Consider the following 25,815-nt stretch of genomic DNA (forward strand, 5'->3'; position numbering starts at 1 on the left):
CATCCGAGCTATGCCGAAGACTGGTAAATATTGCGTGTGCCGGCGGGGTGCCGCCGAGCTCCTAGAAGCGCCGGGCGACCCATCCGGCGGTCCAGCCGAACAGGATCGACAGGGCCACGGCCGTCAGGCCGTAGGTGAAGGACCAGCGATCGGCCGAGCGGGCGACGAAGCGCTCGAACCCCGATTTGCGGATGTCGATGTCGCGGGTCGCCGCCGCCAATACGCGGCCGTCGCGGATCAGGAAGGTTTCCGCGGTGAAGCGCCCGACCGGCACGCGTGCCGGGATGGTCACGCGGGCGCGGTACAGCACCCCGTCGGTGATCTCGACCGCGCCCGGCGCCTCGAAATACAGGCCGGACCGGCGCTTCAGGTCGACCAGGCCGCGCGCGAACCGGTCCTGCTCGTCGGCCGGCGCGCTGCTTGCCGGGGAAAGCTGCAGGCTGTTCAGGCCAAGCTCGTAGATCGCCTGAGTCCGCTGATCGACCAGTTGGGCAACCGGCCGCGACGAAGCAATGGCGTAGAAGCTCGGCGCGGAGCGATAGCGCAGCCGGGCCGCATTGACCCAGATGCCGGCCACCTTCTCCTTCTCGCGCACCAGGATCGACTGGACCGGCCCCTTCACCACCACGACGATGTCGGTCGGCTTGTCGTCGTCCGGCAGCCGCCCGCCGGGATAGAGGATCGCCCCGAACAGCAGCAGTTCGGCACCGGTGAAGCTATAGGCGATCTCGATGTCGCGCTGCGAGACGTCGGGTACCAGCACTGGCTTGGATTGGCCCATCAGCAGCGGCACGAGCAGCAGGAGGAGCAACCGCTTCACGACAGCTCGACCGAATAGATCTCGTCCGGCCGCCAGCCCAGGCCGAGGCCGATGCGGAAGGCGACGAGCAGCACGATGATCGCCAGCGCGAGGCGGAGATATTCCGGCTTCACCTTGGTCGCGAAGCGCGCGCCGACCTGCGCCCCGGCAACCGATCCGAGCAGCAGCAGCGCGGCCAGCACGATATCGACGGCCTTGGTCGTGGTGGCATGGACCATCGTCGCCATCGCGGTGACGAACAGGGTCTGGAACAGCGAGGTACCGACCACGACCTGCGTGGTCATGCCGAGCAGATACAGCATCGCGGGCACCAGGATGAAACCGCCGCCGATACCCAGCAATATGGTCAGGATGCCGACGAAGAAGCCGAGCAGCAGCGGGGCAAGCGGCGAAATATAAAGACCGGACCGGTAGAAGCGCGTCCTGAGCGGCAGCGCCGCGACCAGCGGATGGTGCCGGCGTTTGCGCGGGCGCGGCGGCGCCCCCGTGCGGCTGGCGCGAATCGCGGTCCAGCTCTCCTGCGCCATCAGCCCGCCGATCGAGCCGAGCATCAGCACATAGACGATCGCGATCACCGTATCGATCTGGCCGCTCGCCTGGAGCAGCTTGAACAGCCAGCCGCCGAACAGCGACCCGACCAGGCCGCCCGCGACCAGCACGCCGCCCATCTTGGTGTCGACCCCGCCGCGCCGGAAATGCGCGAACACGCCCGACACGCTGGCGCCCGTCACCTGGCTCGCGGCCGAGGCGGCGGCGACCGTGGGCGGGATGCCATAGACGATCAGCAGCGGCGTCGTCAGGAATCCGCCGCCGACCCCGAACATGCCCGACAGCAGCCCGACGCCCCCGCCGAGCAGGACGATGACGAGCGCGTTCACCGAGAGGTTGGCGATGGGCAGATAGATGTCCATTGCCCAAGGCGGATATCCTGTTCGGGGCGCCGCGGAAAGCGCGACGCGGAGAATATCGGCCGGCGCGGCGAATCGAGCGGCGTCACCGGCAATCGGCGGCAGAATTGTCCGGATATTGCCCTCAGAAGACCGCTAGTTCCGGCTGGACTTGAAGTGGGATCGGGCCTTAGCGTGCAAGCCGCTTTCGGGAGAGTTCGATGAAGCTCGCACTGCGTCTGGCACTCCTCGGTCTCGCGCTCGCGCCTGTCACCGCACTTGGCGACAACAGCCCCCAGGTCGTGATGGCGACGCCCGGTGTCGGCGATGGCGGCGCGATCCGGTCCTTCACCGCGCGTTTCAGCCAGCCGATGGTGCCGCTCGGCGATCCCCGCGCGCCGTCGCCATTCGGCGTCACCTGCGCCGTGGAGGGCGAGGGGCGCTGGGTCGATCCGCAGACCTATGTCTATGACTTCAGCAGCGGCCTGCCCGGCGGCACGAGCTGCAGTTTCGCGGTGAAGAGCGGGCTGAAAAGCGTCTCCGGCTATGCCGTGACCGGCCAGCAGGAATTCAAGGTCGATGCCGGCGGTCCGGTCGCGCGCGCCGTGCTGCCCGGACAATATGGCGGGGAGATCGAGGAGGATCAGGTGTTCCTGATCGCCGCCAATATGCCCGCCACCGTCTCCTCGGTCGGCGCCAATGCCTATTGCGCGGTCGACGGCATCGGCGAGAAGATTCCGGTCGACGTGCTCGCGGCAGACCTGCCCGGCAAGCTGCTCGGCGAGATGGGCACGGACAATTGGAATGTCCGCAGCTTCCTGGAAAGCGCCGGCCTGCCCGCGGCGGTGCCGGCCAACGCCGCCGACAGGCAAAGGGCCTATGCGAGCGTCACCGCGCTGAAGTGCCGCCGTCCGCTGCCGCCGGGGCGCGACATGGCGCTGGTCTGGGGCGCGAACATCGCCGGCGCGGGCGGCAAGCTCGCCGGCGCCGAGCAGCGTTTCGACTATACCGTGCGCAAACCCTTCACCGCACGCTTCGAATGTTCGCGCGTCAATGCCCAGGCCGGGTGCAGCCCGGTCGAGGCAGCGCATGTCCGCTTCACCGCGCCGATCGCGATGAGCCTCGCCGAGCAGATCCGCATCACCACAGCCGATGGCAAGGCGATCGCGCCGGTGTTCGACAAGGACGAAAAGAAGAAGGCGACGATCAGCGACATCACTTTCTCGGCACCGCTGCCGCCGGCGACCGTCGCGAAGCTGACGCTGCCCGCTGGGGTCAAGGACGAGAGCGGCCGGATATTGGCCAATGCCGAGCGCTTCCCGCTCGAGGTCCGTTTCGACGAGGCGCCGCCGTTGGTGAAGTTCGCTGCGCCCTTCGGCATTCTCGAGGCGAAGGAACAGGGCGTGCTGCCCGTCACGGTCCGCAATGTGGAGCCCTCGCTCCGGGGGCTCAGCACCGCGATCGCCGGCACGTCGCTGCGCGTCGACGGCTCCGACGGCAAGGTCGCCGAATGGCTGCGCACCGTCGCGGATGCCGACGATTACGAGAGCCATCAGGAGAAGCGGGGCAAGGAATCGATCACGATCAACGATACCGGCTCGAAATCGATTCTCGCCGATGCCGGCGGGGCGCCGCTCCAGGTCGGCCTGCCCGGCAAGGGCAAGGATTTCGAGGTCGTCGGCATTCCGCTCGGCAAGCCCGGCTTCTATGTGGTCGAGCTCGCCAGCCCGGTGCTGGGCCAGGCCCTGCTCGGCCGCAAGGCGCCGCGCTATGTCGCCTCCGCCGCGCTCGTCACCAACATGGCGGTGCATTTCAAATGGGGCCGAGAACGAAGCCTTGCCTGGGTGACGCATCTCGACACCGGCAAGCCGGTCGCGGGCGCCGCGGTGCGCATCACCGACAGCTGCACCGGCGAACTGTTCGCGCGCGGCACCACCGATGCCAGCGGCGGCGTGTTCGTGCCGCAGGGCCTGCCCGAGCCGGAAACCTATGGCAGCTGCGAGAATGGCAGTTCGCATCCGCTGATGGTGTCGGCGCGCGAAGGCGATGATTTCAGCTTCACCCTCACCGCCTGGGGCGAGGGCATCCGGCCCTATGATTTCGACCTGCCTTACGGGTATCAGGCCAAGGGCGACATCCTCCACACCGTGTTCGATCGCGCGCTGGTCCGCCAGGGCGAGACGATCAACATGAAGCATATCCTGCGCACCTCGATCGGCGCGGGCTTCGGCATGGCGCCGGCGCTCGACGGGACGCTGCGTCTGTCGCATCGCGGATCGGACACGCAGTTCGACCTGCCGCTCAAGATCGACGCCAACGGCATCGGCGAATCGAGCTGGACCGCGCCGCAGGGCGCGCCAATGGGCGATTACGACCTGCAGGTGATCGTCGGCGACAAGACGATCTACACGTCGCAGTCGTTCAAGGTCGACGTCTACAAATTGCCGACCATGCGCGCGACGGTCAGCGGGCCGAAGGACGCCGCGGTCAGACCAAAGACGCTGCCGCTCGACCTGTTCGTCGGTTATCTCTCGGGGGGTGGGGCCTCCAACCTGCCGGTCGACCTGCGCGTCGGCTATTTCGGGCGAAGCGCCACGCCCGAGGGCTATGAGGGCTATAGCTTCGGCGGCAACGCCGTGCAGGAAGGGACCAAGCCGCTCGACGGCGACGGCGAGGAGGAGCAGACGCCGCTCCCGCCGACTCAGACCTTGCCCGCCACGCTTGGCGGCGACGGCACGACCAAATCGGTGATCGAGGTGCCGCAGGGCCTCGACGGCGCGACCGACATGCTGGTCGAGATGGATTATCAGGATGCGAACGGCGAAGTGCTGACTGCGTCGCGCCGCATCCCGATCTTCCCCTCGGCGGTGCAGATCGGCATCAAGACCGATGGCTGGCTGATGAAGCAGGACGATCTGCGCCTGCGCTTCGTCGCGCTCGACACCTCGGGCAAGCCGATCGCCAACCAGAAGATCTCGGTCGCGCTCTACAGCCGCAAGATCCTGACCGCGCGGCGCCGGCTGATCGGCGGCTTCTACGCGTACGATAACCAGATGAAGACCGAGAAGCTCGCGGGCACCTGCACCGCGACGACCGACGCGCAGGGGCTGGCCCAGTGCAAGGCCGATCCCGGCGTCTCGGGCGAGGTCTATGCCGTCGCGACGACGACCGACGCCAACGGCAATGTGGCGCGCGCCACCCGTTCGGTCTGGCTTGCCGGCGACGATGACTGGTGGTTCGGCGGCGACAATGGCGACCGCATGGACGTCGTGCCCGAACAGACCAGCTACAAGGCCGGCGAGACCGCGCGCTTCCAGGTGCGCATGCCGTTCCGCGAGGCGACGGCGCTCGTTACGGTCGAGCGGGAGGGCGTGCTGTCCTCCTATGTGACGACCTTGTCGGGCACTGACCCGGTGGTCGAAGTGAAGATGCCGGGTAGCTATGCGCCCGACGTGTTCGTCTCGGTCATGGCGGTGCGCGGGCGCGTCGAGGGCGGCTTCTGGAGCTGGGTCCACGGCATCGCGCAGAGCCTCGGCCTCGCCAGCGGCCCGCCCGCCGCGCCCGAGCCGACCGCGCTGGTCGATCTCGCCAAGCCCGCCTACCGCCTCGGCATGGCCAAGGTGAAGGTCGGCTGGGAAGCGCATCAGCTCCAGGTCGCGGTCAAGGCCGACAGGGAGAAATATGCCGCGCGCGACACCGCGCAGGTCGATGTGCAGGTGAAGACTCCCGACGGCAAGCCGGCGGCCACCGCCGATGTCGCCTTCGCCGCGGTCGACGAGGCGATCCTCCAGCTCGCGCCCAATGAAAGCTGGGACGTGCTGACCGCGATGATGGGCGAACGCTCGCTCTCGGTGCTCACGTCGACCGCGCAGATGCAGGTCGTCGGCAAGCGCCATTACGGCCGCAAGGCGGTCGAGGCGGGCGGCGGCGGCGGCAACGACATGTCGGGTCTCAACCGCGAGAATTTCCAGCCGGTGCTCTTGTGGAAGGGCCGCGTCGCGCTCGATGCCAACGGCCATGCCCGGATTCCGGTGGTGATGAGCGACGCGCTGTCCTCGTTCAAGCTGGTCGCGATCGCGACCGACGGCGCGCAACTCTTCGGCACCGGCATGGCGAGCGTCAGGACCGCGCAGGACCTGTCGATCTTCGCCGGCCTGCCGCCTTTGGTGCGCACCGGCGATTATTTCGCGGCGGGCTTCACGCTGCGGAACGGCTCGGGCAAGCCGATGAAGGTCACCGCCACGATCGACGTCACCCCACGCGTCGCGCAGGGCAAACCGCTGACCGTCATCATCCCGGCGGGCGGCGCGACGCCGGTTGCCTGGAACCTCACCGCGCCGGGCAATGTCGCCAATCTCCGCTGGCACGTCAGCGCCAGGGCGGAGAATGGCAAGGCGGCCGACCAGCTCACCGTCAACCAGGACGTCGTACCCGCGGTGCCGGTCGAAGTCTGGGCGGCGACGCTCGCCCGGGTCGGGACTGATACGATGATCCCCATCGCCCCGCCCGCCGGCGCGCTGCCGGGTCGCGGTTTGGTCGACATCAAGCTGGACGACACGCTCGCCCCGCCGCTCGCGGGGGTGCGCGCCTTCATGTCGGCCTATCCCTATGATTGTTTCGAACAGCGCCTGTCGCGCATCGTCGCTTTGGGCGATTCGGCGGGCTGGACCGCGCTGGCCGGCGCGATCCCGACCTATCAGGCGCCGGACGGGCTGCTGCGCTTCTGGCCGTCGGACTCGCTGGAAGGATCGGAGATCCTCACCGCCTATGTCCTGTCGCTGACGGCGGATGCCGGCCTGCCCATCCCCGAGGCATCGCGCACGCGCATGATCGAGGGGCTGAAGGCAGTGCTCGACGGCCGGCTGCGGCACGAGACCTATGGCGATGTCCGCCTGGAAAAGGTCGCTGCCTTCACCGCGCTGGCCCGGGCCGGCGCGGCGACGCCGGCGATGCTCGGCCAGATCAGCATCACGCCGAAAGAGATGCCGACCGCCAGCGTCGCGGATTATCTGATGGCGCTCGACAAGATCCCCGGCCTCGCCAACGGCACCGCGCTGAAGGCGGCTGCGGAAGGCGTGATCCGCTCGCGCATCGCCTATGAGGGCACAAGGCTCGATCTGACCGATGCGTCGAGCTCGGCCTGGTGGCTGATGTCGTCGAGCGACGAGGCCTCGATCAAGGCGCTGCTCGCCACGCTCGGCCGGCCCGGCTGGCAGGACGATGCGCCGAAGATGATGGTCGGCGTGTCGCTGCGCCAGATCCGCGGCCATTGGGACACGACCACCGCCAATGCCTGGGGCACCGTCGCCGCGCGCAAATTCGCGACGCTCTACCCGGCCGAGGCGATCACCGGCACGACCTCGCTCATACTGGGCAGCCGCACCGTCTCGAAAGCCTGGCCGCTCACGGTCGACCTGCGCCGGGCGAGCTTCCCGCTGCCCGCAACGCAGACGCCGCTCCGCCTCTCGCAATCGGGCGGTGCGGGGCCATGGGCGAGCGTCTCGGTCTCGGCCGCGGTGCCGCTGACCAAGCCGCTCAACGCGGGCTATCGCATGGCGCGCAAGGTCGATGTGGTGCAGGCGCGCACCAGGGGCGTGCTGACCCGCGGCGATGTCGTGAAGGTGACGATCACGGTCGAGGCGACCGCCGAGCGTAACTGGGTGGTGATCGACGATCCGATTCCCGCGGGCGGCACGATCATCGGCGATCTCGGCGGCCAGTCGAAGATCCTTGCCGACCAGGGCAGCAATGGCGGCGGCGTCGACTTCGTCGCGCTCGATGGCGAGGGCAAGCTGTGGAACGTCGAGGTCGGCGCCCAGCTCGCTTATGTCGAGCGCGGCAATGAGTCGTGGCGCGCCTTCTTCTCCTGGCTGCCCAGGGGCAAGCTGACGGTCAGCTATCTGGTCCGCCTCAACGGCGCGGGCCAGTTCAACCTACCGCCGTCGCGCGTCGAGGCAATGTACTCGCCCGCGATCCGCGCCCAGCTGCCCAATGCGCCGATGACGGTGGCGCAGCGGTGACCGGATGGAAGAGCCACGACGCCCAATACCGTTCGCCCTGAGCTTGTCGAAGGGCCGTTCTTACCTTCTCGACCGGGTTGAGATGGGACGGGCGAGGCTGCGTCGGATTCAGCCCGAGCGGTGGTGGGCGGCGTTGCGCACCAAGGCAGGCATGACCTTCGCCGGGATCGGCCTGGTCGCCCTGATCTATGCGGCGATCGATTATGCCACCCTGCCCCCGCCGCTTCCCGGCTATGTTCAGGTCCGCACGGCATGGCACCCCTCCGAAGCCTGGCTCTATGACCGCGACGGCAACCTCATCGACAGCGCGCGGGTCGATTTCGCCGCGCGCCGGCTCGGCTGGACGCCGCTCGACAAGGTCTCCGCCGTCACCCGCGAAACGCTGATGAACGCCGAGGACCGTCGCTTCTTCGGCCATGGCGGCGTCGATCTGCTCGCGCTGGCGGGTGTCGCGCGCGACAGGGCCCAGGGTGAGCGCGCCCGCGGCGCCAGCACCATCACCATGCAGCTCGCCGGCTATCTCGCGCCCGGTCTCGCCGCGCCCGGCTCGCGCCGCTGGTGGGACAAGATCCGCCAGATGCGCGCCGCCTGGGCGCTGGAAGGCAGCTGGACCAAGGACCAGATCCTCGAAGCATATCTCAACCTCGCCGGTTTCCGCGGCGAGGCGCAGGGCATCGGCGCGGCGGCGCTCGGCCTGTTCGGCAAGACGCCCGACGCGCTCGCCCGAGACGATGCGCTGCTGCTCGCCGCGCTTCTCCCCGACCCCCAGGCCGATTCGACCCGGGTCGGGCGCCGCGCCTGCGCCCTGTCGCACGAAAAGGATTGCGCCCGCTTCGCCGGCGAGGCCGCCTCGATGCTCGGCCCGACGCGCAGCCTCGCGCTCGACCCCGGCCTCGCCCCGCATCTCGCCGATCGCCTGCTCAGGAAACCCGGCCTGCGCATCAGGACGACACTCGACCGGCGCATCCAGCTATTTGCCATCACCGCGCTGAAGCGTCAGCTCCAGGGCCTTGGCGGCGCCCGCGCCCGCGACGGCGCGGTGGTGGTGCTCGACAATGCCAGCGGCGACGTGCTCGCTTATGTCGGCGGCATCGGCGGTGCCTCGACCGCGCCGTCGGTCGATGGCGCCAACGCCTATCGCCAGGCCGGCTCGACCCTGAAACCCTTTCTCTACGCCCAGGCGATCGAGAAGGGATATCTCACCCCCGCCTCGATCCTCGACGATTCGCCGGTCCAGCTCGACACTGCCTCGGGCCTGTACGTGCCCCAGAATTACGACCGCGGCTTCAAGGGCCAGGTCTCGGCGCGTTCGGCGCTGGCCGGCTCGCTCAACGTGCCCGCGGTACGCACCCTGCTGCTCGTCGGGGTCGATCCGTTCCGCGACCGGCTGTGGGATTCGGGCTATCGCGGCATGACCGAGGATGGCCAATATTACGGCTTCTCGCTCGCGCTCGGCTCAGCCGAGGTCACCCTGCTCGAACAGGCCGATGCCTATCGCAGCCTCGCCAATGGCGGCCGCTGGTCGCCGCTGCGCCTCACCGCCGATGCACCGCAGGAGGCGCCGCGCAAGGTAACCACACCCCAGGCCGCCTGGATCGTCGCCGACATGATGGCCGATCCCAATGCCCGCGCCGCGACCTTCGGCCTCGATTCGGCGCTGCGCCTGCCTTTCTGGGCGGCGGTGAAGACAGGTACGTCCAAGGCGATGCGCGACAATTGGTGCATCGGCTTTTCGGACAAATACACCGTCGCGGTCTGGGTCGGGAATCTGGAGGGCGATCCGATGCGCGCCGTCTCGGGCACCAGCGGCGCCGCGCCGGTGTGGCGCGATCTGATGCTGGCGCTGAACGCCGATCGCAAGATGGTCGCGCCGCCGCGCCCCGCCGGCATCGAGCAGCGCGCGATCCGCTTCGCCAACCATGTCGAACAGCCGCGCCTCGAATATTTCCTGGCCGGCACCGCGCAGAGCGAGATCGCCGCCGCGCCCCAGGCCGCGCGCCGCCCGCGCATCGTCAATCCGGTCGCGGGCAGCGTCTATGCGATCGACCCCGACATTCCGCCCGACCGCCAGCGCCTTGCGGTCGGCGTCTCGGGCGACGTCACCGCGCACCGCCTGCTGCTCGACCGGCGCGATCTCGGCGCGGCCGATTCGCAGCCCCAGATCCTCGCCGCGCCCGGCCAGCACCGGCTGCGCCTGATCGATGCCAGCGGCCGGGTGGTGGACCAGACACTCTTCACCATCAGATAAAAGGCCGCGCCCACCCGAGGGCGGACGCGGCCATATCCGGGCGGCGATGCCGCCCGGGGCGTGACGAGGATCTTACCAGTAAAAGTTGCGGATCACGTCGATCACGATGCCGCGGCGGGTGTCGACCAGCAGCACGTCGTTATAGTGCCGCACCCAGCGCTGGTTGTAGCCGACCGGCGCGAGGCGATAGCGCCACGGATCGTTGATGAAATAGCGCGGGCCGTAATAGCTGGACCGGATGCGCACGCCCGGGCGGAACGCGTTGTATCCGAACGGCGCGCGCCAGTTGCCGCGCGAATAAAGCGCGCGATTCTGGTTGCGATAGCTGTTCCAGTCGTTGCGGCCCCAGCGGCGGTTGCGGTCGCGAACGTCCTCGCGCAGCTCCTGCCGGGCCTCGCGCACGTCGCGGCGCTGGTCGCGAATGTCGCCGCGGTCGCCACGACGATGGGCATCGTTCAGCTCGCGCTGTTCCTGGCGAAGGTCGCGCCGGTCCTGGCGCACTTCGCGGTTCGACTGCGCCATTGCGGTCGTCGGCAACACCGTCGCCGCCATCAGCGTCAGCATGATGAATTTACGCATGATATTCTCCATTCTCTCCCGGAAACACCCGAAAAGGGGTGCCGCCGCGCGACCCTTCTGGTCGGGTCGCGCTGAACGGGGTGCGAACCACCCAGTCAGGCGATAGAAAGGATGAAGGCGCGTTGGGTTCCGCCCGGAATGGCTGTTTACGGCGTGTCGCGGCCGCCATTGTCGCCACCCGCCGGGCCCATGCCGGCGGCGCCGACGGTGCCGATATTGCCGAACAGCTCGTCGAAGATGCTGCGCTTGCGGCCGAGCGTCGGCGTCTTTTCGCCCGACGGGCTGATCTTTGCGATCTGCTCGGCGCCGGTCCGGGTCACGGCGGTCACATTGCCCTTGGCGTCGAAGCTGACGCGCAGGGTCGTCTGGCTGGTCACCTTGGGGTTGTTGTACGCGAAATTGCGCGTGTCGCGGGAGACATAATACCATTCGCCCTGGTTGAACTGGCTGGCGAAGCTCGGCTTGCCCAGCACCTGGAGCACCGACTGGCGATTGTCGACGCCCGGCTGCACCGAATTGACCAGGTCGGCGTCGACCACATAGCCCTGGTGCATGCGCAGCGGCGTGCAGCCACCGGCGGCGATCGTCGCGAGGCCCAGGGCGGCGCCCATCATCAAGCGGGCGGAAATCACACTCATCATACTCTCCAGGCACGCCGGCGCGGCAACGCGAGTGCATTGCATCATGCGCCGCCAGCCTCAATATGCGGATGAACGCGGCCAAACAAGGGCACGCGCGGGAGACCTTGAGACGTGCAATGGATCGCGAAGCTGTTCGGTAGCCGGGATGACGAGGCGCTGCCGCTCTATAATGCGGTCATCACGCGCGCGCGCCTGCCCCATTGGTACGAAAAGGGCGGGGTCCCCGACTCGATCGACGGCCGGTTCGACATGGTCGCGACCATCCTTTCCTTCGTGCTGCTGCGGCTCGAGGGCGATCCTGTCGCCGCCGGCCCCAGCGCGAAGCTGACGGAGCGCTTCGTCGACGACATGGACGGGCAACTGCGCGAGATCGGCATCGGTGACATCGTCGTCGGCAAGCATATCGGCAAGATGATGAGCATGCTCGGCGGCCGGCTCGGTGCCTATCGCGACGCGGCGACCGTGGCCGATCTGGACGCCGCGCTTGTCCGCAACCTGTATCGCGGCGCGGCGCCCGAAACGACGGCGCTGGTTCATGCGCGCGAATCGCTGCTCGCGCTGCGCGAGTCGCTGACGGCGACGCCGACCGGCGTCCTGCTCGCCGGCGAGCTGCCATGACCGCGCCCGAATTCTCCCGGCCCGAACGGATCGACACGATCGGCGAGGGCGAACGCGAGGTTTCGGTGTCCGCAACGCCGGAGGAACGGGCGGCGCTCGCGGCACGCTTCGGGCTGAAGGCGATCGACCGGCTGGAAGGCATTTTCCGTCTCCGCCGCGATGCGGCCGGAGTGGTCGCGCACGGAAAAGTGGTGGCCGCGGTGGTTCAGGCCTGTGTCGTCACCGACGATCCGATTCCCGTCTCGGTCGACGAACCCGTCGCGCTTCGCTTCGTCGCCGGGAACGAGCCTGAAAGCGACGAGGTCGAGCTCAGCGAGGATGCGCTCGACACGATGAGCTTCGATGGCGCCGCGATCGATTTGGGCGAAGCGGCGGCAGAGACCATGGCGCTCGCGCTCGACCCCTTTCCGCGCGGGCCGAACGCGGCGGCGGTACTGAAGGAAGCCGGCGTGATCAGCGAGGAAGAGGCAAAGCCGCTCGGCGCGCTTGCCGGGCTGGCCGATCTGAAGGCCAGGCTGGAAAAGCGGTAAGCGAACCGAAACCTCCAGCGCGTTTTCGAGCTGGATTGATCCACCACCCCCGTTCGGGCTGAGCTTGTCGAAGCCCTGCTCTTCGCTTGCTCGGAAGAAAGAACAGCCGTTGAGCTTCGCTCGCTTTCGGCTCGACAAGCTCAGGGCGAACGGGAAGATGTGACGCCAGCCAGCTAAGTTTGCTCTAGGTCCGCATCGCCTGCTCGCCCTCGATCATATAGTCGCGCGTAATCGGCAAGGCGTGGCGATTCTTGGCATATTGCAGCTGGTAATTGACCATGCCGCCATAGCGGAACGCACAGGAAGCACCGGCCAGGTAGAATTGCCACATGCGATAGAAGGGCTCGTCATACAGCGCGACGATGGCGTCGCGCGCCGCGACGGTGCGTTCGTACCAGTGGTCGATCGTGTAGGAATAATGCAGCCGCAGCACCTCGACGTCGGTGAGGAAGAACCGCAGCCCCTCATGCGCCCGCACGATCTCCGACAAGGCCGGGTTGTAGCCGCCCGGGAAGATATATTTCGCGGTCCAGTCGTCGGTCACGCCCGGCCCACCTGCGCGGCCGATCGTGTGGAGCAGCATCACGCCGTCATCGGTCAGCAGGTTGCGGCACTGCCTGAAGAAGGTCCGGTAGTGCGCCGGGCCGACATGTTCGAACATGCCGACCGAGACGATGCGGTCGAACTTGCCCGTCACGTGCCGATAATCGATCAGCTCGAACGTCACCTTGTCGGCGACGCCGGCTTCCTCGGCACGGCGCCGGGCAACCTTGAGTTGCTCCTCCGACAGGGTGACGCCGAGCACGCTGGCGCCGGTCTTCTCGTGCAGGTAGAGCGCCATGCCGCCCCAGCCGCAGCCGATATCGAGCACCGTCATGCCCGGCTTCAGCGCGAGCTTGGCAGCGATATGCGCCTTTTTGTCCGCCTGGGCCTGTTCAAGGCTATTGGCCGGATCCGTGAAATAGGCGCAGCTGTACTGGCGGTCGGCGTCAAGGAAGAGATCGTACAGCCGGTCGCTGAGATCATAATGGTGCGCGACATTCTTCTTCGAGCGGCGCGCCATGTTGATTCGGCTGATGCGGTGGGTGACCGCGCCGACCGCTCGGCGGGCGCGGCTGGGATGGAGGCCGCCAAGGCCATGTTCCCACAGGTCATTGGCGGTCATCAGCTTGACCAGGCCCATGATGTCTTCGCCATCCACCGCCATCCGGCCCTGCATATAGGCCTCCCCCGCCCCCAGGCTGGGATGACGCGTGATGAAATTGGCCGCGCCATTGTCGGTGAAGCGGATCGTCACGTTCGGGAAATCCGGATCGGGATCCGGCTTGCCGAACACCCTGACGGTGCCGTTGGCGTGATGGACGGTAAGCTGTCCGCGCTTGACGCGAGCGGCGAGGAATCGATCGATCAGAGCCATATAAAATGGGCTCCTAACAATCAGATGCCAGCATACCAATCGTAATCGACATTGTCCTCCCAATAGCCGCCCTTGCCCTTGCCGATTCCGGCCAGCGAAGCGACCGCATCGATGCGCATGACATATTTGGCGTGCTTGTAGCCAAGCTGGCGCTCCACCCTCAGGCGAATCGGCGCGCCGTGCCCGACATCGAGCACCGCATCGTTCATCGCCCAGGCGAGGATGGTCTGGGGATGGAAGGCATCGATCACGTCGATCGATTCGTAATAATTCTTGCCCCTGAACAGGTCGGCGCAGGTGAACACGATATAGCGCGCATCGGACCTGAGCCCCGCTGCCTTCAGGATCGTGCCGAGCATCGGCCCATGCCATTTGCCGATCGCGCTCCACCCTTCGACACAATCGTGCCGGGTGATCTGGGTTCGGGCCGGAATCGCGCGGATCTGCGCCAGCGACAGGCTGAGCGGGCGCGCGACCAGCCCGCCGACCTGGAGCCGCCACTGCGCGAAACGCTCCGCCAGCATCGCGGTATAATCGGGCGTATTGGGGTTGCGCGTCCCATTGGTGCGGAAGCGCGGCGACATCTGGTCGGGGCGGAATTCAGGGGCGAGCGCGTCGCGATTCATCAGCGCGCGCTGCAGCCCCAGGTTCATCTTCTCGCCCGCGAACAGGATCTTGCGAAATCCCGGGTCGTTCGCGACCTTGTCGCAACCCGTCAGCAGGCCGGCGCCGCCGACGGCCGCGCTGGTGATCAGGGCGCGGCGGGTGATGATGCGGCTCATGCCTCATCCTCCGGGATGGTCCAGCGACCGGTGATCATCGATCGCACTTCGTTCCAGGCCCCGGCGATGATCACGAGCGCGAGATGGACGATGATGAACCCGGTCAGCGCGGCCGCGACGATGAAATGGATCGACCGCGCCGATTGCCGCCCGCCGAACAGGTCGAGCAGCCAGGGCCAGGCCGCGTTCATGCCCGGCGACATGGTCAGGCCGGTCAGGATCATCAGCGGGATCAGCACGAAGATCACCAGCACATAGGACAGCTTCTGGAAGATGTTGAACGCGCCCGGATTTTCCGGATCGTGGAAGCGCAGCGCGACATGCTCGCGCAGGTCATGGAGCAGGCTGCGCGGCGTCAACTCGGTGGCCCGGACGCGCAGGTCGCGCTGGAAATGCCGGTTGATCAGGCTCGCCACCATGAAGAACAACAGGCCGAAGCCGAACAGCAGCGCGAACAGCAAATGCCAGCGCCGGGCGATGGCGAGATTGTAGTTCGCCGGGATGGTCAGCCAGCCGGGCCATTGCGGCAGGGTCAGCCAGGCATGATCGTAATTCGCGCCGTAGAGACCCCAATAGAGATGCGGATGCGCGTTGAAGATCATCAGCCCGCTGCCGAGCAGGATGAAGATCGTGACGGCGTTGACCCAGTGCCACAGCCGCGTCGCCAGCCCATGGCGGTAGATCACCCCTGTTGGCCGCGCGGCCTCGGTCTCGGGGGATAAGGGCGCATCATCCATGGCGGTTGCATATCCTTATTTCGGGCCCGTTGTAGAGCCGCAATCGGGCCCGGGTCGATTCAATCGCGTCACTCTTTGTGCAACGGGGGCACCGCGCGAGATCTTCGGCCCGCGCTGCTGTTTCTCATCGTCAAACGCGTTCAGGGCTTAACGCTGTTCCGGAATTTTCCCTGTTCCCGCATCGGATTTCGCTGTTCCGCACATCAGGGAAGTGTAGCATATCCCGTTGTTTTAGCAGAATAATATCGTGAAAAATGACGGTTTTCGTGCCCGAAAAACAAGAAAATAAAATATTTCCCTGTTCTTTCGCTGTTATCGCTCGATAGCAGGGAAAAACCGGCGTTCCCCGAGGTGGGCAAATCTGCCATGCCATGGCCATGCTGCCGTCGCTGATGGTCATCGATGATTTCCTGCGCGATCCCCTGAGCTTTCGCGCCCAGGCGCTGGCGCTCGATTATGATCCGGCCTTCAAGAAGGGCAATTATCCGGGGCTTCTCTCCACCCGGCCGCTGCCGATCGCCGGCCTCGACGATGCTGTTTCGTCGCGGACGGGCGTTCGGTTACAACCCGCTGCCGGGACGACGCACCAGCATTGCCGCCTGACCCTGAAAGGCGACAAGGGCGCGAGCGGCGTCCATATCGATCCCTGTTTCTATTCGGGCATCCTCTATCTCTCGCTGCCCGAGCATTGCCGCGGCGGCACCGATTTCTTCAGCCATCGCCCGACCGGGCTCGAACGCGTGCCCCAGACCGAGGCCGGTGTGTTTGCCGCGGGCTATACCGACATCAACCGGCTGATCGAGGAAGTGGTCAACCAGGACACGCTGAAGCCCTCACGGTGGGAAAAGACCATGACGGTGCCGATGCGCTTCAACCGGCTGATCCTGTTCAGCCCGTGGATGTTCCATAATTCGGGCGCCGCCTTCGGCGACCGGCCGGACAATGGCCGGCTGGTCCATCTGATGTTCTTCGCCGCCGCGCCCGCCGCTCAGGCGTAGGCGCGCCAGAAGAACACCGCCGTCGTCACCGCGGTGATCAGCAGGGTCCAGATCCGGATGACCAGCGGCGGCAGGATCTGCCCGAGCCGCGCGCCGAGATAGCCGCCGACGATCGCGCCGATCAGCATCGGAATGCAGTAGATCCAGCGCACCATGCCGGCGATGATGAAGATCAGCGCCGCCGCCGCATTGGCGGTCGCCACCATCAGGGTGCGCGCGCCGGCCATCTTGTGCGGTTCCTGATGCGCGAGCAGCCCGAACGCCGCCGTCATCATCAGCCCCACCCCGCCGCCGAAATAGCCGCCATAGATGCCGAGCAGGATCTGCGCGATGACCAGCGTCTTCGGGCCGATCGTGACGCGCCGGTGCAGCGCCACCGCCGCGCGCTGGCCAAAGGCGAGCACGATCGTGGCAAGCAGGAGCAGCCAGGGCACGACCATGTCGAACAGCCGCGCCGGCGTCGCGACGAGCAACAGGCTGCCGGCCAGGCCCCCGGCAAAGGTGATCGCGGCGAGCACCGGCATGGAGAAACCGGCGAGCGGCCCCAGATCCTTGCGATAGGCCCAGGCGCTGGCGCCGAGCCCGGGCTGAAGCGCGACGTTGCTCGTCGCATTGGCGACGGGGGAGGGCAGGCCGAGGGCGATCAGGGTCGGCATGGTGGCGAAGGTGCCCCCGCCGGCCAGCGCGTTCATCGCGCCGGCGAGCAGCCCGGCACCGGCGGCGAGGGCCAGAGAGGTTAGCGCAGGCACCATCACCCTCCGTTCGCCCTGAGCTTGTCGAAGGGCTGCTCTTCTTTTCCGCGGCCGGCAAAGGAAGAGCAGTGGTTGGCCTCCGGCCGCCTTCGGCCCGACAAGCTCAGCACGAACGGAAGATATTGACGCAAAAGGTCAGCCAAGCGCCGCGAGCTTTTCCTCGGCCTGGCGATCGAGCTCGGCGCGGCTCTTCTTCTCCGACGCGGTCTTGAGCTGGCCGCAGGCGGCGTCGATGTCGCGCCCGCGCGGCGTGCGCACCGGGGCCGAGATGCCGGCTTCGAAGATGATGCTCGAGAAGCTGCGGATCCGCTCGGGCGTCGAGCATTCATAGGGCGCGCCGGGCCAGGGGTTGAACGGAATCAAATTCACCTTGGCGGGCAGGCGGTAATGGCGGATCAGCCGGACCAGCTCATGCGCATCGGCATCGCTGTCGTTCTTGTCGCGAAGCATGACATATTCGAAGGTGATGCGCCGGGCATTGTTGGCACCGGGATAATCGGCGCAGGCCTGGAGCAATTCCTCAATGCCGTATTTGCGGTTGATCGGGACGATCTCGTCGCGGACTTCCTTGGTCACGGCGTGGAGCGAGACGGCGAGGTTCACCCCAATCTCGGCGCCGGCACGCGCCATCATCGGCACCACGCCCGAGGTGGAGAGGGTGATGCGACGCTTCGACAGGGCAAGCCCGTCGCCGTCCATCACCAGCTTCAGCGCGTCGCGCACCGCATCGAAATTATACAATGGCTCGCCCATGCCCATCATCACGATGTTGGTGAGCATGCGCCCCTCGGGCTGGCTCGGCCATTCGCCCAGGCCGTCGCGCGCGAGCATGACCTGGCCGACGATCTCGCCCGCGGTCAGGTTGCGCACCAGCCGCATCGTGCCGGTGTGGCAGAAGCGGCAGTTGAGCGTGCAGCCGACCTGGCTCGACACGCAGAGCGTCCCCCGATCCGCATCGGGGATGAACACCATCTCGTAATCCTGCCCGTCGGGCGAGCGCAGCAGCCATTTGCGCGTGCCGTCGGTCGAGACCTGTGCCTCGACCACCTCGGGCCGGCCGATCACGAAGCGTTCGGCGAACCAGGGATGCTGAGTCTTGGAGATGTCGGTCATCGTCGTGAACTCGGTCACGCCGCGATTGTACATCCAGTGCCACAGCTGCTTGGCGCGCAGCTTGGCCTGTTTCGGTTCCATGCCCGCTTCTTCCAGCGCGGCACGAATCGCCTCGCGCGGCAGGCCGATCAGGTCGACCTTGCCGTCCTCGCGCAGGGTCGGCGCGCGGGGGACGGGCACGGGGTCGATGTGCCCGGGGATGGGCATGGAGTGCGTCGGGATATCAAGCATGGCGGCGCACATAGGCGATTTCGTCGGGTTTTTCTACTCCACCCCGCATTCCAGTGCCCGAAGGGTCGTCGTCATTGCCTCGGCCAGCGGCGTGTGCGGCTCCTCGCCCAGCATCTCGACCAGCGCCCGATTGTCGAGTTCGACCGGGTGTTGCCAATAGGGCCGCATCTCGATCATCTCGCGCATCGTGGCGTTGAACGGCGCGATCAGCGGCAGCAGCGCCCAGGGAAAGCCGCCCTGCTTGATGCCGGGATTGCCCGTGGCGGCGCGGATCGCCTCGACGATGACGGTGCCGTCGCCATCCCAGACGCCGCGGAAATGATAGCGGGCAAAGGCCGGCAGATCGGCATCGCGATCGAGCAGCCGCGCAAAGGTCTCCGCGACATCGGGCAGATAGGCCCAAGCATGGCCGACGCCGCGCGACCCGGGATACATTATGCGTTTCACCGGCTTGCCCGGCGTTACCAGCCCCTGCGACAGCCAGCTATTGCCCGGCCGCGGCCCGAAGAAGTCGCCGGCCCGCAGGATCACCGCGCGCATGCTGCGATCGCACGCCTGCTCGATCGCCCGCTCCATCTCGACGCGCCACGCGCCCTTTTTTGTGTTCGGCCGCTGGGGCGAATCTTCCCGTGCGACAGGTATCGAGCGCGGATCGTAATTGTAGATGGTGCCTGGCAGCGCCAGCCGGGCGCCGGCGCTTTCGGCCGCCGCGATGCTGTTGTGGAGCATCGGCATCACCAGCTTTTCCCAGTCGCGATAACCCGGCGGGTTCACCGCATGGACGATCGCCGAGACGCCCCTGGCCGGCCGCATCACCGCGTCGCGGTCGAGCGCGTCGCCGGTGATCCACTCGATGCCGTCGTCGCTCGAGCGCGGCGTGCGGGTCAGGCCACGCACCGTCCAGCCATGCGCGATCAGCGCGCGTGCCGTCTCACCGCCCACGCCGCCCGTTGCGCCGAGCACCAGGGCCGTCTTTCCGTTCGTCATTGCTGCCTCCATCACGTTGATGGCGGTGATATGCGGCGACTCGACCTCATTGAAAATTGTCAGGGAGATAGAGTCGGCCTATACATTTTTGATGAACATCGATTGGGAGCGCCAGCGCGCTTTTCTCGCCGTGCTGCGCGAGGGCAGCCTTTCCGCCGCGGCGCGCGCATTGTCGGTCGCGCAGCCGACGGTGCGGCGGCGAATCGAGGAGCTGGAGGCGTCGCTCGGCGTGCCGCTGTTCACCCGCTCGGCCGGCGGCTTACAGCCGACCGAGGCAGCGATGGCGCTGCGCGATCATGCCGAAGCGATGGCGATGGCCGCCGATGCCTTTGTGCGTGCCGGATCGGCGGGCGCGCAGGAGATCGGGGGCACGGTGCGCATCTCGGCCAGCGAAATCATCGCGGTCGAGGTGCTGCCGCCGATCCTCGCATCGCTGCGCCGCATGCATCCCGCGCTGGTGTTCGAACTGTCGCCGAGCAACCGCAACGAGGACATGCTGCGCCGCGAGGCCGATATCGCGATCCGCATGGTCCGCCCGACCCAGAATGCGCTGGTCGCACGGCGGATCGGCGCGGTGCCGCTGGGGCTGCACGCCCGCGCCGACTATCTCGCGGCACACGGCACGCCGCGAACGTTCGACGAGCTCCGCGCGATCGGCATCATCGGGGTCGAGCATGACAACACCACGCTGCGCGCCCTACAGGCCCGGTACCGGATCGGCCGCGAGGACTTCATCTTCCGCAGCGACAGCGACCTCGCCCAGCTTGCCGCGATTCGCGCCGGGATCGGCATCGGCATCTGCCAGATCCCGCTCGCCGCACGCGATCCCGCGCTGGCCCGGGTGATGCCCGACGCGTTCGACCTCGATCTCGATACCTGGGTGGTGATGCACGAGGACATGCGCGGCGTGGCGCGGATCAGGGCGACCTTCGACCATCTGGCCGAGGGGCTGATCGATTATCTGCGCGCGCAGCCCAGGGTCGCGGCGTCGATCGCCGTCGCGGCACCGCGCAAGGGATAGACATCGGCAAAGGGCTGGCCGCCCTTGCCCAGGGTCTCGACGCTCATGCTCCGGCCCGAGCGGATCGCCGCCACGACCGCCGCGTCCGTGCGCGAATCCGGCGCCCAGGCATCGGCATTGCCGGCGATCAGCTCGAAGCGGCGCTCCCCGACCGACAGCGTCACCCGGGCGCGCGGATCGCGTTCGCGGCTGAGGCGGACATGGAGCTGGTTGCGCGCGGCCCGGCCCGGCCAGGTCGCGATGCTGGCAAAAGGTCGCCAGCCGGCCGCGTGGCCCCGCGCCATCGGTTCGGCGATCGCGAAGCAGCGCCGGGGCGAGGCATCGGAAAAGGCGCCCCAATGGTCGAAAATGCCGAGCGACTCGCGCCCGGCGGCGGGCGCAGCCACCAGCAGGAGCAGGAACAGCGCCCGTTTCACGCCGGCGAATAGCCCGTGCCGGTATGGACGACCGTCTCGACGCCGCCTTCGACCATCACCACCGATCCCTGCGGCAGGCCCGGCGCGGCGGGGGCGCCGAGGGCGGGAATATCCGGCGCGCCCGTCATCACCCCACGCATCACCCGGCTGGAGATGCCGTGCATGATCACCAGCCGGTCGCCCGGATCCTGGTCGGTATCGGTCAGCCAGCCCGAGACGCGCTCGACGATCTGATGATAGACTTCGCCGTCCGGCGAGGGCGCCAGCATCTGGTGCACCGGATCGAACACCGGCCCGACCTCGGCCACCACATCGGTGTAATAGCGCCCGCCCCAGCTGCCCATGCCGATCTCGACGAGGCGCGCATCGGTCCTTGCCTGATGCCAGTCGAGCTCGAGATGCTCGCAAATCACCGCAAGGGTCTGCAGGGCCCGGCCGGTCGACGAGGCCCACAGAGTGAGCGCGGGTTTCGGGCCGAGTTCGGCGCGCAAGGCCCGGCCCATTTCGTCGGCCTGAGCGAATCCGGCGCGCGTCAGCGGCGTATGAAGGTGATCGCCCTGCAATCTTCCCGCGATGTTGAACACGGTTTCGCCGTGCCGCGCGATAAAGTCCCTGCCCCGTCGTCTCGGAGCGCCCGCTGCCTTGGAATCCATGGGCCGCATTTCAACCCCGTGTGGCGCAAAAGCAACGGATTTCCTTGTTTATCTGAGGTTCATGCAAGCTCGGTCGCGCCCCCCTATTTGACGCTTCCCGGCTCAACATCGCCGGCTGTCCAATGGAGTCATCGTATGCGTAAGCTTGTTCTCACCGCCGCCACCGCCGCTCTCGGTCTTGGCCTGGCAGCCCCCGCCTTCGCCCAGGATTCGGAAAAGGCCCCCTTCACCGGCGTGCGTGTCGAAGCGCTCGGCGGCTACGACAATCTCAGCGGCGGCGGCGACGATTCGACCGGCAAGGACGGCTTCGTCTATGGCGGCGCGCTCGGTTATGACGCGCAGGTCGGCGGTGTCGTGCTCGGCGTCGAGGGTGAGATCACCGGTTCGACCACCAAGGTCCGTGCCACCGACATCCTGACCGCGGGCGACCGAATCCGCATCGGTGCCGGTCGCGACCTTTATGCCGGCGGCCGCATCGGCTTCGTCGCGTCGCCCCGTGCGCTGATCTACGCCAAGGCCGGTTACACCAACGCCCGGATCAACACCGACTATACCGTCGGCACGGCCCGCATCGAGGATCATACCAACCTCGACGGCTACCGTCTCGGCGCCGGCGTCGAATATAATGTCACCCCGCGGGCCTATGTGAAGGCGGAATACCGCTACTCGCATTACAGCGAAGCCAAGGACTATGACATCGACGCCAACCGCAATCAGGTGCTGGCCGGTATCGGCTATCGTTTCTGACCTTTCCGACTCAATCCGTCTGTTTACAGGCGTAAAACAAGGGGTCGGGGCGCTTGCCCCGGCCCCTTTTATCGTTAAGGAAAGGAGACGTAGGATTGCCCCCGGTGCGCATGCTCGGAGGGACGGAAATGGGCGGCGGCCCGGGGGAATGAGATGAAGGCGACGATCGAACGCGCGACATTGTTGAAGGGCCTCAGCCACGTTCAGTCAGTGGTGGAGCGCCGGAATACGATCCCGATCCTGTCCAACGTGCTGATCGAAGCGACGTCGGACGGCGGCCTCAAGCTGATGGCGACCGACCTCGACCTGCAGATCAACGAGACCGTTTCCGCTGCGGTCGACCAGCCCGGCGCGACCACCGTTTCCGCCCACACCTTGTTCGACATCGCGCGCAAGCTGCCCGAGGGCAGCCAGGTCAGCCTCGCCGCCGCCGACGGCAAGATGACGATCATGGCCGGCCGCGCCAGGTTCCAGCTCGGCACCCTGCCGCGCGACGATTTCCCGGTGATCGCGGAAGGGGAACTGCCCGTCTCGTTCGAGCTGCCCGCCGAAACCCTGAAGCAGATCATCGACAAGACCCGCTTCGCCATCTCGACCGAAGAGACGCGTTATTACCTCAACGGCATCTTCTGGCACGTCTCGGACGACCCGCTGCCAGTGCTGAAGGCAGCCGCGACCGACGGCCACCGCCTCGCCCGCGTGACCATGCCGCGCCCTGACGGCGCCGAGGGCATGCCCGACGTGATCATCCCGCGGAAATGCGTCGCCGAGCTGCGCAAGCTGCTCGACGAGATCGACGGATCGGTCGGCGTATCGCTGTCGCCGACCAAGATCCGTTTCGACCTGGGCCAGGCGCTGCTGACGTCGAAGCTGATCGACGGCACCTTCCCGGATTACAGCCGCGTCATCCCGACCGGCAACGACAAGATCCTGAAGATCGATCCGCGCAGCTTCGAGGAAGGCGTCGACCGCGTGTCGACCATCGCGACCGAGAAGACACGCGCGGTGAAGATGGCGCTCGACCGCGACAAGATCACCTTGTCGGTGACGAGCCCCGAAAACGGCACCGCCGCCGAGGAAGTGCCGGGCGATTACGCCGCGATGCCGTTCGAGATCGGCTTCAACAGCCGGTACCTGCTCGACATTCTCGGCCAGCTCGACGGCGACACGATCGAGGTCCACCTCGCCGACGCCGCCGCGCCGACCCTGATCCGCGAGAACGACAAGTCGTCCGCGCTGTACGTATTGATGCCGATGCGGGTGTGACCGCGGGCATCTGCGCTATAGCGTAATCTCTGCTTGTTCGTCGCCCCTGACCGATTCCGGGGCCGATGATGCTGTGACATTCTCGCTGGCCGGGTAGGTGTTGGAACTCAATCCGTCCTGACTGGCCGCGTCGTGTCAGATACGTTCGGAATGGATCACGCGACGGCATGAAGATGAGTCGTTTCATGGCGGCCCATCCGCTCACAATGTCCCTTTGCGTCTTCGTGCACATCGACTCGGGGGCAGCTTGACCCGTCGGCTCCGGCGAGCTATTGACACTCTTGTCAGTAAGGATCGAGTCGATGGCTAAGCTTCCTCCCTTTCCCGGTACCACCGGACGTCGCGACTGGCGGACGGCGTTCGACGCGATCCGCAAGTTGCTGGCCAATGGCGATGACACGACTCAGGTGTTCCGCATCATGCGCGCCCTGAATGTCGGCAGCACCGCGAACAATTACGGACGTTTCATCGCCACCGAAGAAGGCGGGCGCATGGCCTATGAGCGGGTCGAACTGGCCGAGCGTTTCATCGACAAGGCCTTTGTCGCGTCGTTCGCGCCGGGCACGGTCGGCGCGGCCTATCGCACCTTCCTCGAGACGACCGGTTACTCCGCCGATGGCCTTGCCGATATCAGCAAGATCAATCGCGAAGAGGACATGCGCCACCCCTATGCCTGGTTCGGGCGGCGGACGCGCGACACCCACGACATCTGGCATGTGCTGACCGGCTACAAGGCCGACGAAAGCATGGGCGAGGCGGCATTGGTCGCGTTCAGCTATGCCCAGGTCGGCGGGCTAGGCTGGGCATTCATCGGCGGCGCGGCGGCGCTGAAGAGCCTGCGCGTCACCGGCGGCACGCTGTTCGCCAAGGCGGTGATCGAGGGCTATCGCAACGGCCGCAAGGCCAAGTGGATCTCCGGCGAGGATTATCTGAAGCTGATGCACGAACCGCTCGATGCGGCGCGGGCCCGGCTCGGCATCGTGACGCCGACCGCCTATCTGCATGCGCAGCGCCAGCTGGGTGCGGAAATGGCGTCCTATCTCAGCGCGCGCAAGGAAAAGGCCGCCGCTGAGCAACTCGCCGCCTGATCCGCGGCACTCGCTAGCTGGCTACGAACTGGGCTAAGGCGCTGGCAATGCTGTCGCGCCTGGTCCTCACTGATTTCCGCAATCACGCCGACACCGCGATCGAGCCCGGGCGGGGCTTCGTCGTGCTGACCGGCGAGAATGGCGCGGGCAAGACCAATATCCTGGAAGCCGTGTCGCTGCTTGCCCCCGGGCGCGGGCTGCGGCGCGCGGCGCTGGGCGAGATGGCGCGGCAGGGGGGTAGCGGCGGGTTTGGCGTAGCGGCAACGCTTCTATCGGTTTCTCCGTCCCCCTCCCGCTTGCGGGAGGGGCTAGGGGAGGGGCTAGGGGAGGGGCTAGGGGAGGGCATGTCAACAGACGTCGTCTTAACTGGACAGGCCCTCCCCCGACCCCTCCCGCAAGCGGGAGGGGAGGTCAGTATCGCCACCGGCGCCCAGCCCTCCGCACCCGAGCGCCGCATCGTCCGAATCCAGGGCGCGCCAGTTGCCGCGACCGCGCTCGCCGAATGGCTGACCATCCTGTGGCTGACCCCGGCGATGGACCGCTTGTTCGTCGAACCAGCGAGCGAACGTCGGCGTTTCCTCGACCGGCTGACTCTCGCGTTGAACCCCGGCCATGCGGTCCATTCCAACCGCTACGAAGCGGCGATGCGGGCGCGCAACCGGCTGCTTGCCGAAGCGAACGAAGGCGCGCGCGCGGCCGACCCGGAATGGCTGAACGCGCTCGAGGCGCAGATGGCCGAGCATGGCGTGGCGATCGATTCGGCACGCCGCGATGCGGTCGCTGCGCTGGCCGAAAGGCTGGCGGATCAGCCGGAGGGCCCGTTCGCCCGCGCAGGCCTCGCGCTGGAAGGATGGACCGGCGCGGGCGATACGCTCGCCGTCGATCTCGCCCAGGGCCGCCGCCGCGACACTGCTGCCGGGCGCACGCTGGTCGGCCCGCATCGCACCGACCTCGCGGTCACCCATCTCGGCAAGGGCCAGGCAGCGGCCCTGTGTTCGACCGGCGAGCAAAAGGCGCTGCTGCTCGGCGTGGTGCTCGCCCATGCCGATCTGGTCGCGGAGCGCACCGGCCAGGCGCCGATCCTGTTGCTCGACGAAGTCGCCGCGCACCTCGATCCGTTCCGCCGCGCCGCGCTGTTCGAGCGGCTCGCGGGCAAGGGCCAGATATGGATGACGGGCACTGAATCCGCCCTGTTCGACGAGGTCGGGCCCGACGCGTTCCGCATGACGATCGGCCAGGGCGCACGCTGAACCTCGCCTGTCGG

General features: G+C 67.1%; 23 protein-coding genes. 10 read left to right on the forward strand and 13 right to left on the reverse strand.

Going from position 1 to position 25,815, the window contains the following annotated elements; genetic code table 11:
* Positions 1–61: 61 nt before the first annotated feature.
* Together ACZ1I5_RS20710 and ACZ1I5_RS20715 are read right to left on the reverse strand one after the other, a co-directional pair.
* The gene (locus ACZ1I5_RS20710) at positions 62–781 is read right to left on the reverse strand and encodes a TIGR02186 family protein (protein ID WP_465174015.1); all 720 of its coding nucleotides are present in this window, start codon (positions 779–781) and stop codon (positions 62–64) included.
* A 35-nt stretch (positions 782–816) separates the two neighbouring features.
* On the reverse strand, positions 817–1,731 hold the full coding sequence (locus ACZ1I5_RS20715; RefSeq protein WP_465171119.1) for a sulfite exporter TauE/SafE family protein: 915 nt from the start codon (positions 1,729–1,731) through the stop codon (positions 817–819).
* A 197-nt stretch (positions 1,732–1,928) separates the two neighbouring features.
* Here ACZ1I5_RS20715 and ACZ1I5_RS20720 point away from each other — a divergent pair, with 197 nt between their 5' ends.
* A complete protein-coding gene (locus ACZ1I5_RS20720; RefSeq protein ID WP_465171120.1) occupies positions 1,929–7,727 on the forward strand; it encodes an alpha-2-macroglobulin family protein in 5,799 nt (1,932 codons plus the stop codon).
* Positions 7,728–7,878: 151 nt separating this feature from the next.
* Positions 7,879–9,975, forward strand: coding sequence for a penicillin-binding protein 1C (pbpC, locus tag ACZ1I5_RS20725; protein WP_465174016.1), 2,097 nt, complete (start codon positions 7,879–7,881; stop codon positions 9,973–9,975).
* A 72-nt stretch (positions 9,976–10,047) separates the two neighbouring features.
* On the opposite strand, the gene ACZ1I5_RS20730 is transcribed toward pbpC, so the two are convergent.
* Complete coding sequence (locus ACZ1I5_RS20730) at positions 10,048–10,554, reverse strand: RcnB family protein (protein ID WP_465171121.1); 507 nt, start codon at positions 10,552–10,554, stop codon at positions 10,048–10,050.
* A 146-nt stretch (positions 10,555–10,700) separates the two neighbouring features.
* Positions 10,701–11,192, reverse strand: a complete 492-nt coding sequence (locus ACZ1I5_RS20735; protein ID WP_465171122.1) for an outer membrane protein assembly factor BamE — start codon at positions 11,190–11,192, stop codon at positions 10,701–10,703.
* Positions 11,193–11,306: 114 nt separating this feature from the next.
* Between ACZ1I5_RS20735 and ACZ1I5_RS20740 the strand changes: the two genes are divergently transcribed.
* Both ACZ1I5_RS20740 and ACZ1I5_RS20745 read left to right on the forward strand, forming a co-directional pair.
* On the forward strand, positions 11,307–11,813 hold the full coding sequence (locus ACZ1I5_RS20740) for a ubiquinol-cytochrome C chaperone family protein (protein ID WP_465171123.1): 507 nt from the start codon (positions 11,307–11,309) through the stop codon (positions 11,811–11,813).
* Positions 11,810–12,343 carry a YceD family protein gene (locus ACZ1I5_RS20745; RefSeq protein WP_465171124.1) on the forward strand — a complete coding sequence of 178 codons (534 nt, stop codon included), beginning with the start codon at positions 11,810–11,812 and terminating at the stop codon, positions 12,341–12,343. The genes ACZ1I5_RS20740 and ACZ1I5_RS20745 overlap by 4 nt, the downstream gene beginning before the upstream one ends.
* A gap of 184 nt (positions 12,344–12,527) precedes the next feature.
* On the opposite strand, the gene ACZ1I5_RS20750 is transcribed toward ACZ1I5_RS20745, so the two are convergent.
* The 4 genes from ACZ1I5_RS20750 to ACZ1I5_RS20765 form a co-directional block, all read right to left on the reverse strand.
* Complete coding sequence (locus tag ACZ1I5_RS20750) at positions 12,528–13,760, reverse strand: class I SAM-dependent methyltransferase (RefSeq protein ID WP_465171125.1); 1,233 nt, start codon at positions 13,758–13,760, stop codon at positions 12,528–12,530.
* Between the two features lie 20 nt (positions 13,761–13,780).
* Positions 13,781–14,542, reverse strand: a complete 762-nt coding sequence (locus ACZ1I5_RS20755; protein ID WP_465171126.1) for a molybdopterin-dependent oxidoreductase — start codon at positions 14,540–14,542, stop codon at positions 13,781–13,783.
* Complete coding sequence (locus ACZ1I5_RS20760; RefSeq protein ID WP_465171127.1) at positions 14,539–15,279, reverse strand: cytochrome b/b6 domain-containing protein; 741 nt, start codon at positions 15,277–15,279, stop codon at positions 14,539–14,541. Before ACZ1I5_RS20760 ends, ACZ1I5_RS20755 begins: the two co-directional genes overlap by 4 nt.
* A gap of 130 nt (positions 15,280–15,409) precedes the next feature.
* Positions 15,410–15,679: a hypothetical protein gene (locus ACZ1I5_RS20765; protein ID WP_465171128.1), complete on the reverse strand. Its 270-nt coding sequence runs from the start codon at positions 15,677–15,679 to the stop codon at positions 15,410–15,412.
* Between ACZ1I5_RS20765 and ACZ1I5_RS20770 the strand changes: the two genes are divergently transcribed.
* Positions 15,651–16,277 carry a DUF6445 family protein gene (locus ACZ1I5_RS20770; protein WP_465171129.1) on the forward strand — a complete coding sequence of 209 codons (627 nt, stop codon included), beginning with the start codon at positions 15,651–15,653 and terminating at the stop codon, positions 16,275–16,277. The two genes, ACZ1I5_RS20765 and ACZ1I5_RS20770, sit on opposite strands and share 29 nt — an antisense overlap.
* Here the strand turns inward: ACZ1I5_RS20770 and ACZ1I5_RS20775 are convergent.
* The 3 genes from ACZ1I5_RS20775 to ACZ1I5_RS20785 form a co-directional block, all read right to left on the reverse strand.
* Entirely contained in the window at positions 16,268–17,029 is a 762-nt protein-coding gene (locus tag ACZ1I5_RS20775) for a sulfite exporter TauE/SafE family protein (protein ID WP_465171130.1), read from the reverse strand. The two genes, ACZ1I5_RS20770 and ACZ1I5_RS20775, sit on opposite strands and share 10 nt — an antisense overlap.
* A gap of 135 nt (positions 17,030–17,164) precedes the next feature.
* The gene (gene rlmN, locus ACZ1I5_RS20780) at positions 17,165–18,349 is read right to left on the reverse strand and encodes a dual-specificity RNA methyltransferase RlmN (protein ID WP_465171131.1); all 1,185 of its coding nucleotides are present in this window, start codon (positions 18,347–18,349) and stop codon (positions 17,165–17,167) included.
* Between the two features lie 57 nt (positions 18,350–18,406).
* Positions 18,407–19,360 carry an NAD-dependent epimerase/dehydratase family protein gene (locus tag ACZ1I5_RS20785; protein WP_465171132.1) on the reverse strand — a complete coding sequence of 318 codons (954 nt, stop codon included), beginning with the start codon at positions 19,358–19,360 and terminating at the stop codon, positions 18,407–18,409.
* Between the two features lie 91 nt (positions 19,361–19,451).
* Between ACZ1I5_RS20785 and ACZ1I5_RS20790 the strand changes: the two genes are divergently transcribed.
* Complete coding sequence (locus ACZ1I5_RS20790; protein WP_465171133.1) at positions 19,452–20,381, forward strand: LysR family transcriptional regulator; 930 nt, start codon at positions 19,452–19,454, stop codon at positions 20,379–20,381.
* On the opposite strand, the gene ACZ1I5_RS20795 is transcribed toward ACZ1I5_RS20790, so the two are convergent.
* Together ACZ1I5_RS20795 and ACZ1I5_RS20800 are read right to left on the reverse strand one after the other, a co-directional pair.
* Entirely contained in the window at positions 20,318–20,797 is a 480-nt protein-coding gene (locus ACZ1I5_RS20795) for a hypothetical protein (protein ID WP_465171134.1), read from the reverse strand. The genes ACZ1I5_RS20790 and ACZ1I5_RS20795 overlap by 64 nt on opposite strands.
* Entirely contained in the window at positions 20,794–21,450 is a 657-nt protein-coding gene (locus ACZ1I5_RS20800) for a histidine phosphatase family protein (RefSeq protein ID WP_465171135.1), read from the reverse strand. Before ACZ1I5_RS20800 ends, ACZ1I5_RS20795 begins: the two co-directional genes overlap by 4 nt.
* Positions 21,451–21,585: 135 nt before the next feature.
* Between ACZ1I5_RS20800 and ACZ1I5_RS20805 the strand changes: the two genes are divergently transcribed.
* From ACZ1I5_RS20805 to ACZ1I5_RS20820, 4 genes are all read left to right on the forward strand, one after another.
* Complete coding sequence (locus ACZ1I5_RS20805; RefSeq protein ID WP_465171136.1) at positions 21,586–22,197, forward strand: outer membrane protein; 612 nt, start codon at positions 21,586–21,588, stop codon at positions 22,195–22,197.
* Between the two features lie 153 nt (positions 22,198–22,350).
* Positions 22,351–23,463 carry a DNA polymerase III subunit beta gene (gene dnaN, locus ACZ1I5_RS20810; RefSeq protein ID WP_465171137.1) on the forward strand — a complete coding sequence of 371 codons (1,113 nt, stop codon included), beginning with the start codon at positions 22,351–22,353 and terminating at the stop codon, positions 23,461–23,463.
* Between the two features lie 302 nt (positions 23,464–23,765).
* Positions 23,766–24,551, forward strand: coding sequence for a Coq4 family protein (locus ACZ1I5_RS20815; protein WP_465171138.1), 786 nt, complete (start codon positions 23,766–23,768; stop codon positions 24,549–24,551).
* A gap of 47 nt (positions 24,552–24,598) precedes the next feature.
* On the forward strand, positions 24,599–25,801 hold the full coding sequence (locus ACZ1I5_RS20820) for a DNA replication/repair protein RecF (RefSeq protein WP_465171139.1): 1,203 nt from the start codon (positions 24,599–24,601) through the stop codon (positions 25,799–25,801).
* The last annotated feature ends 14 nt before the right edge of the window (positions 25,802–25,815 follow it).

The organism is Sphingomonas sp. BL-S-30, assembly GCF_055521475.1.

Coding starts and splice junctions, on each gene's coding strand:
- ACZ1I5_RS20710 (WP_465174015.1), bottom strand. CDS start 781: ATGGGCCAATCCAAGCCAGTGCTGGTACCCGACGTCTCGCAGCGCGAC.
- ACZ1I5_RS20715 (WP_465171119.1), bottom strand. CDS start 1,731: ATGGACATCTATCTGCCCATCGCCAACCTCTCGGTGAACGCGCTCGTC.
- ACZ1I5_RS20720 (WP_465171120.1), top strand. CDS start 1,929: ATGAAGCTCGCACTGCGTCTGGCACTCCTCGGTCTCGCGCTCGCGCCT.
- pbpC (WP_465174016.1), top strand. CDS start 7,879: ATGACCTTCGCCGGGATCGGCCTGGTCGCCCTGATCTATGCGGCGATC.
- ACZ1I5_RS20730 (WP_465171121.1), bottom strand. CDS start 10,554: ATGCGTAAATTCATCATGCTGACGCTGATGGCGGCGACGGTGTTGCCG.
- ACZ1I5_RS20735 (WP_465171122.1), bottom strand. CDS start 11,192: ATGAGTGTGATTTCCGCCCGCTTGATGATGGGCGCCGCCCTGGGCCTC.
- ACZ1I5_RS20745 (WP_465171124.1), top strand. CDS start 11,810: ATGACCGCGCCCGAATTCTCCCGGCCCGAACGGATCGACACGATCGGC.
- ACZ1I5_RS20750 (WP_465171125.1), bottom strand. CDS start 13,760: ATGGCTCTGATCGATCGATTCCTCGCCGCTCGCGTCAAGCGCGGACAG.
- ACZ1I5_RS20755 (WP_465171126.1), bottom strand. CDS start 14,542: ATGAGCCGCATCATCACCCGCCGCGCCCTGATCACCAGCGCGGCCGTC.
- ACZ1I5_RS20760 (WP_465171127.1), bottom strand. CDS start 15,279: ATGGATGATGCGCCCTTATCCCCCGAGACCGAGGCCGCGCGGCCAACA.
- ACZ1I5_RS20770 (WP_465171129.1), top strand. CDS start 15,651: ATGGCCATGCTGCCGTCGCTGATGGTCATCGATGATTTCCTGCGCGAT.
- ACZ1I5_RS20765 (WP_465171128.1), bottom strand. CDS start 15,679: ATGACCATCAGCGACGGCAGCATGGCCATGGCATGGCAGATTTGCCCA.
- ACZ1I5_RS20775 (WP_465171130.1), bottom strand. CDS start 17,029: ATGGTGCCTGCGCTAACCTCTCTGGCCCTCGCCGCCGGTGCCGGGCTG.
- rlmN (WP_465171131.1), bottom strand. CDS start 18,349: ATGCCCATCCCCGGGCACATCGACCCCGTGCCCGTCCCCCGCGCGCCG.
- ACZ1I5_RS20785 (WP_465171132.1), bottom strand. CDS start 19,360: ATGACGAACGGAAAGACGGCCCTGGTGCTCGGCGCAACGGGCGGCGTG.
- ACZ1I5_RS20790 (WP_465171133.1), top strand. CDS start 19,452: ATGAACATCGATTGGGAGCGCCAGCGCGCTTTTCTCGCCGTGCTGCGC.
- ACZ1I5_RS20800 (WP_465171135.1), bottom strand. CDS start 21,450: ATGGATTCCAAGGCAGCGGGCGCTCCGAGACGACGGGGCAGGGACTTT.
- ACZ1I5_RS20805 (WP_465171136.1), top strand. CDS start 21,586: ATGCGTAAGCTTGTTCTCACCGCCGCCACCGCCGCTCTCGGTCTTGGC.
- dnaN (WP_465171137.1), top strand. CDS start 22,351: ATGAAGGCGACGATCGAACGCGCGACATTGTTGAAGGGCCTCAGCCAC.
- ACZ1I5_RS20815 (WP_465171138.1), top strand. CDS start 23,766: ATGGCTAAGCTTCCTCCCTTTCCCGGTACCACCGGACGTCGCGACTGG.
- ACZ1I5_RS20820 (WP_465171139.1), top strand. CDS start 24,599: ATGCTGTCGCGCCTGGTCCTCACTGATTTCCGCAATCACGCCGACACC.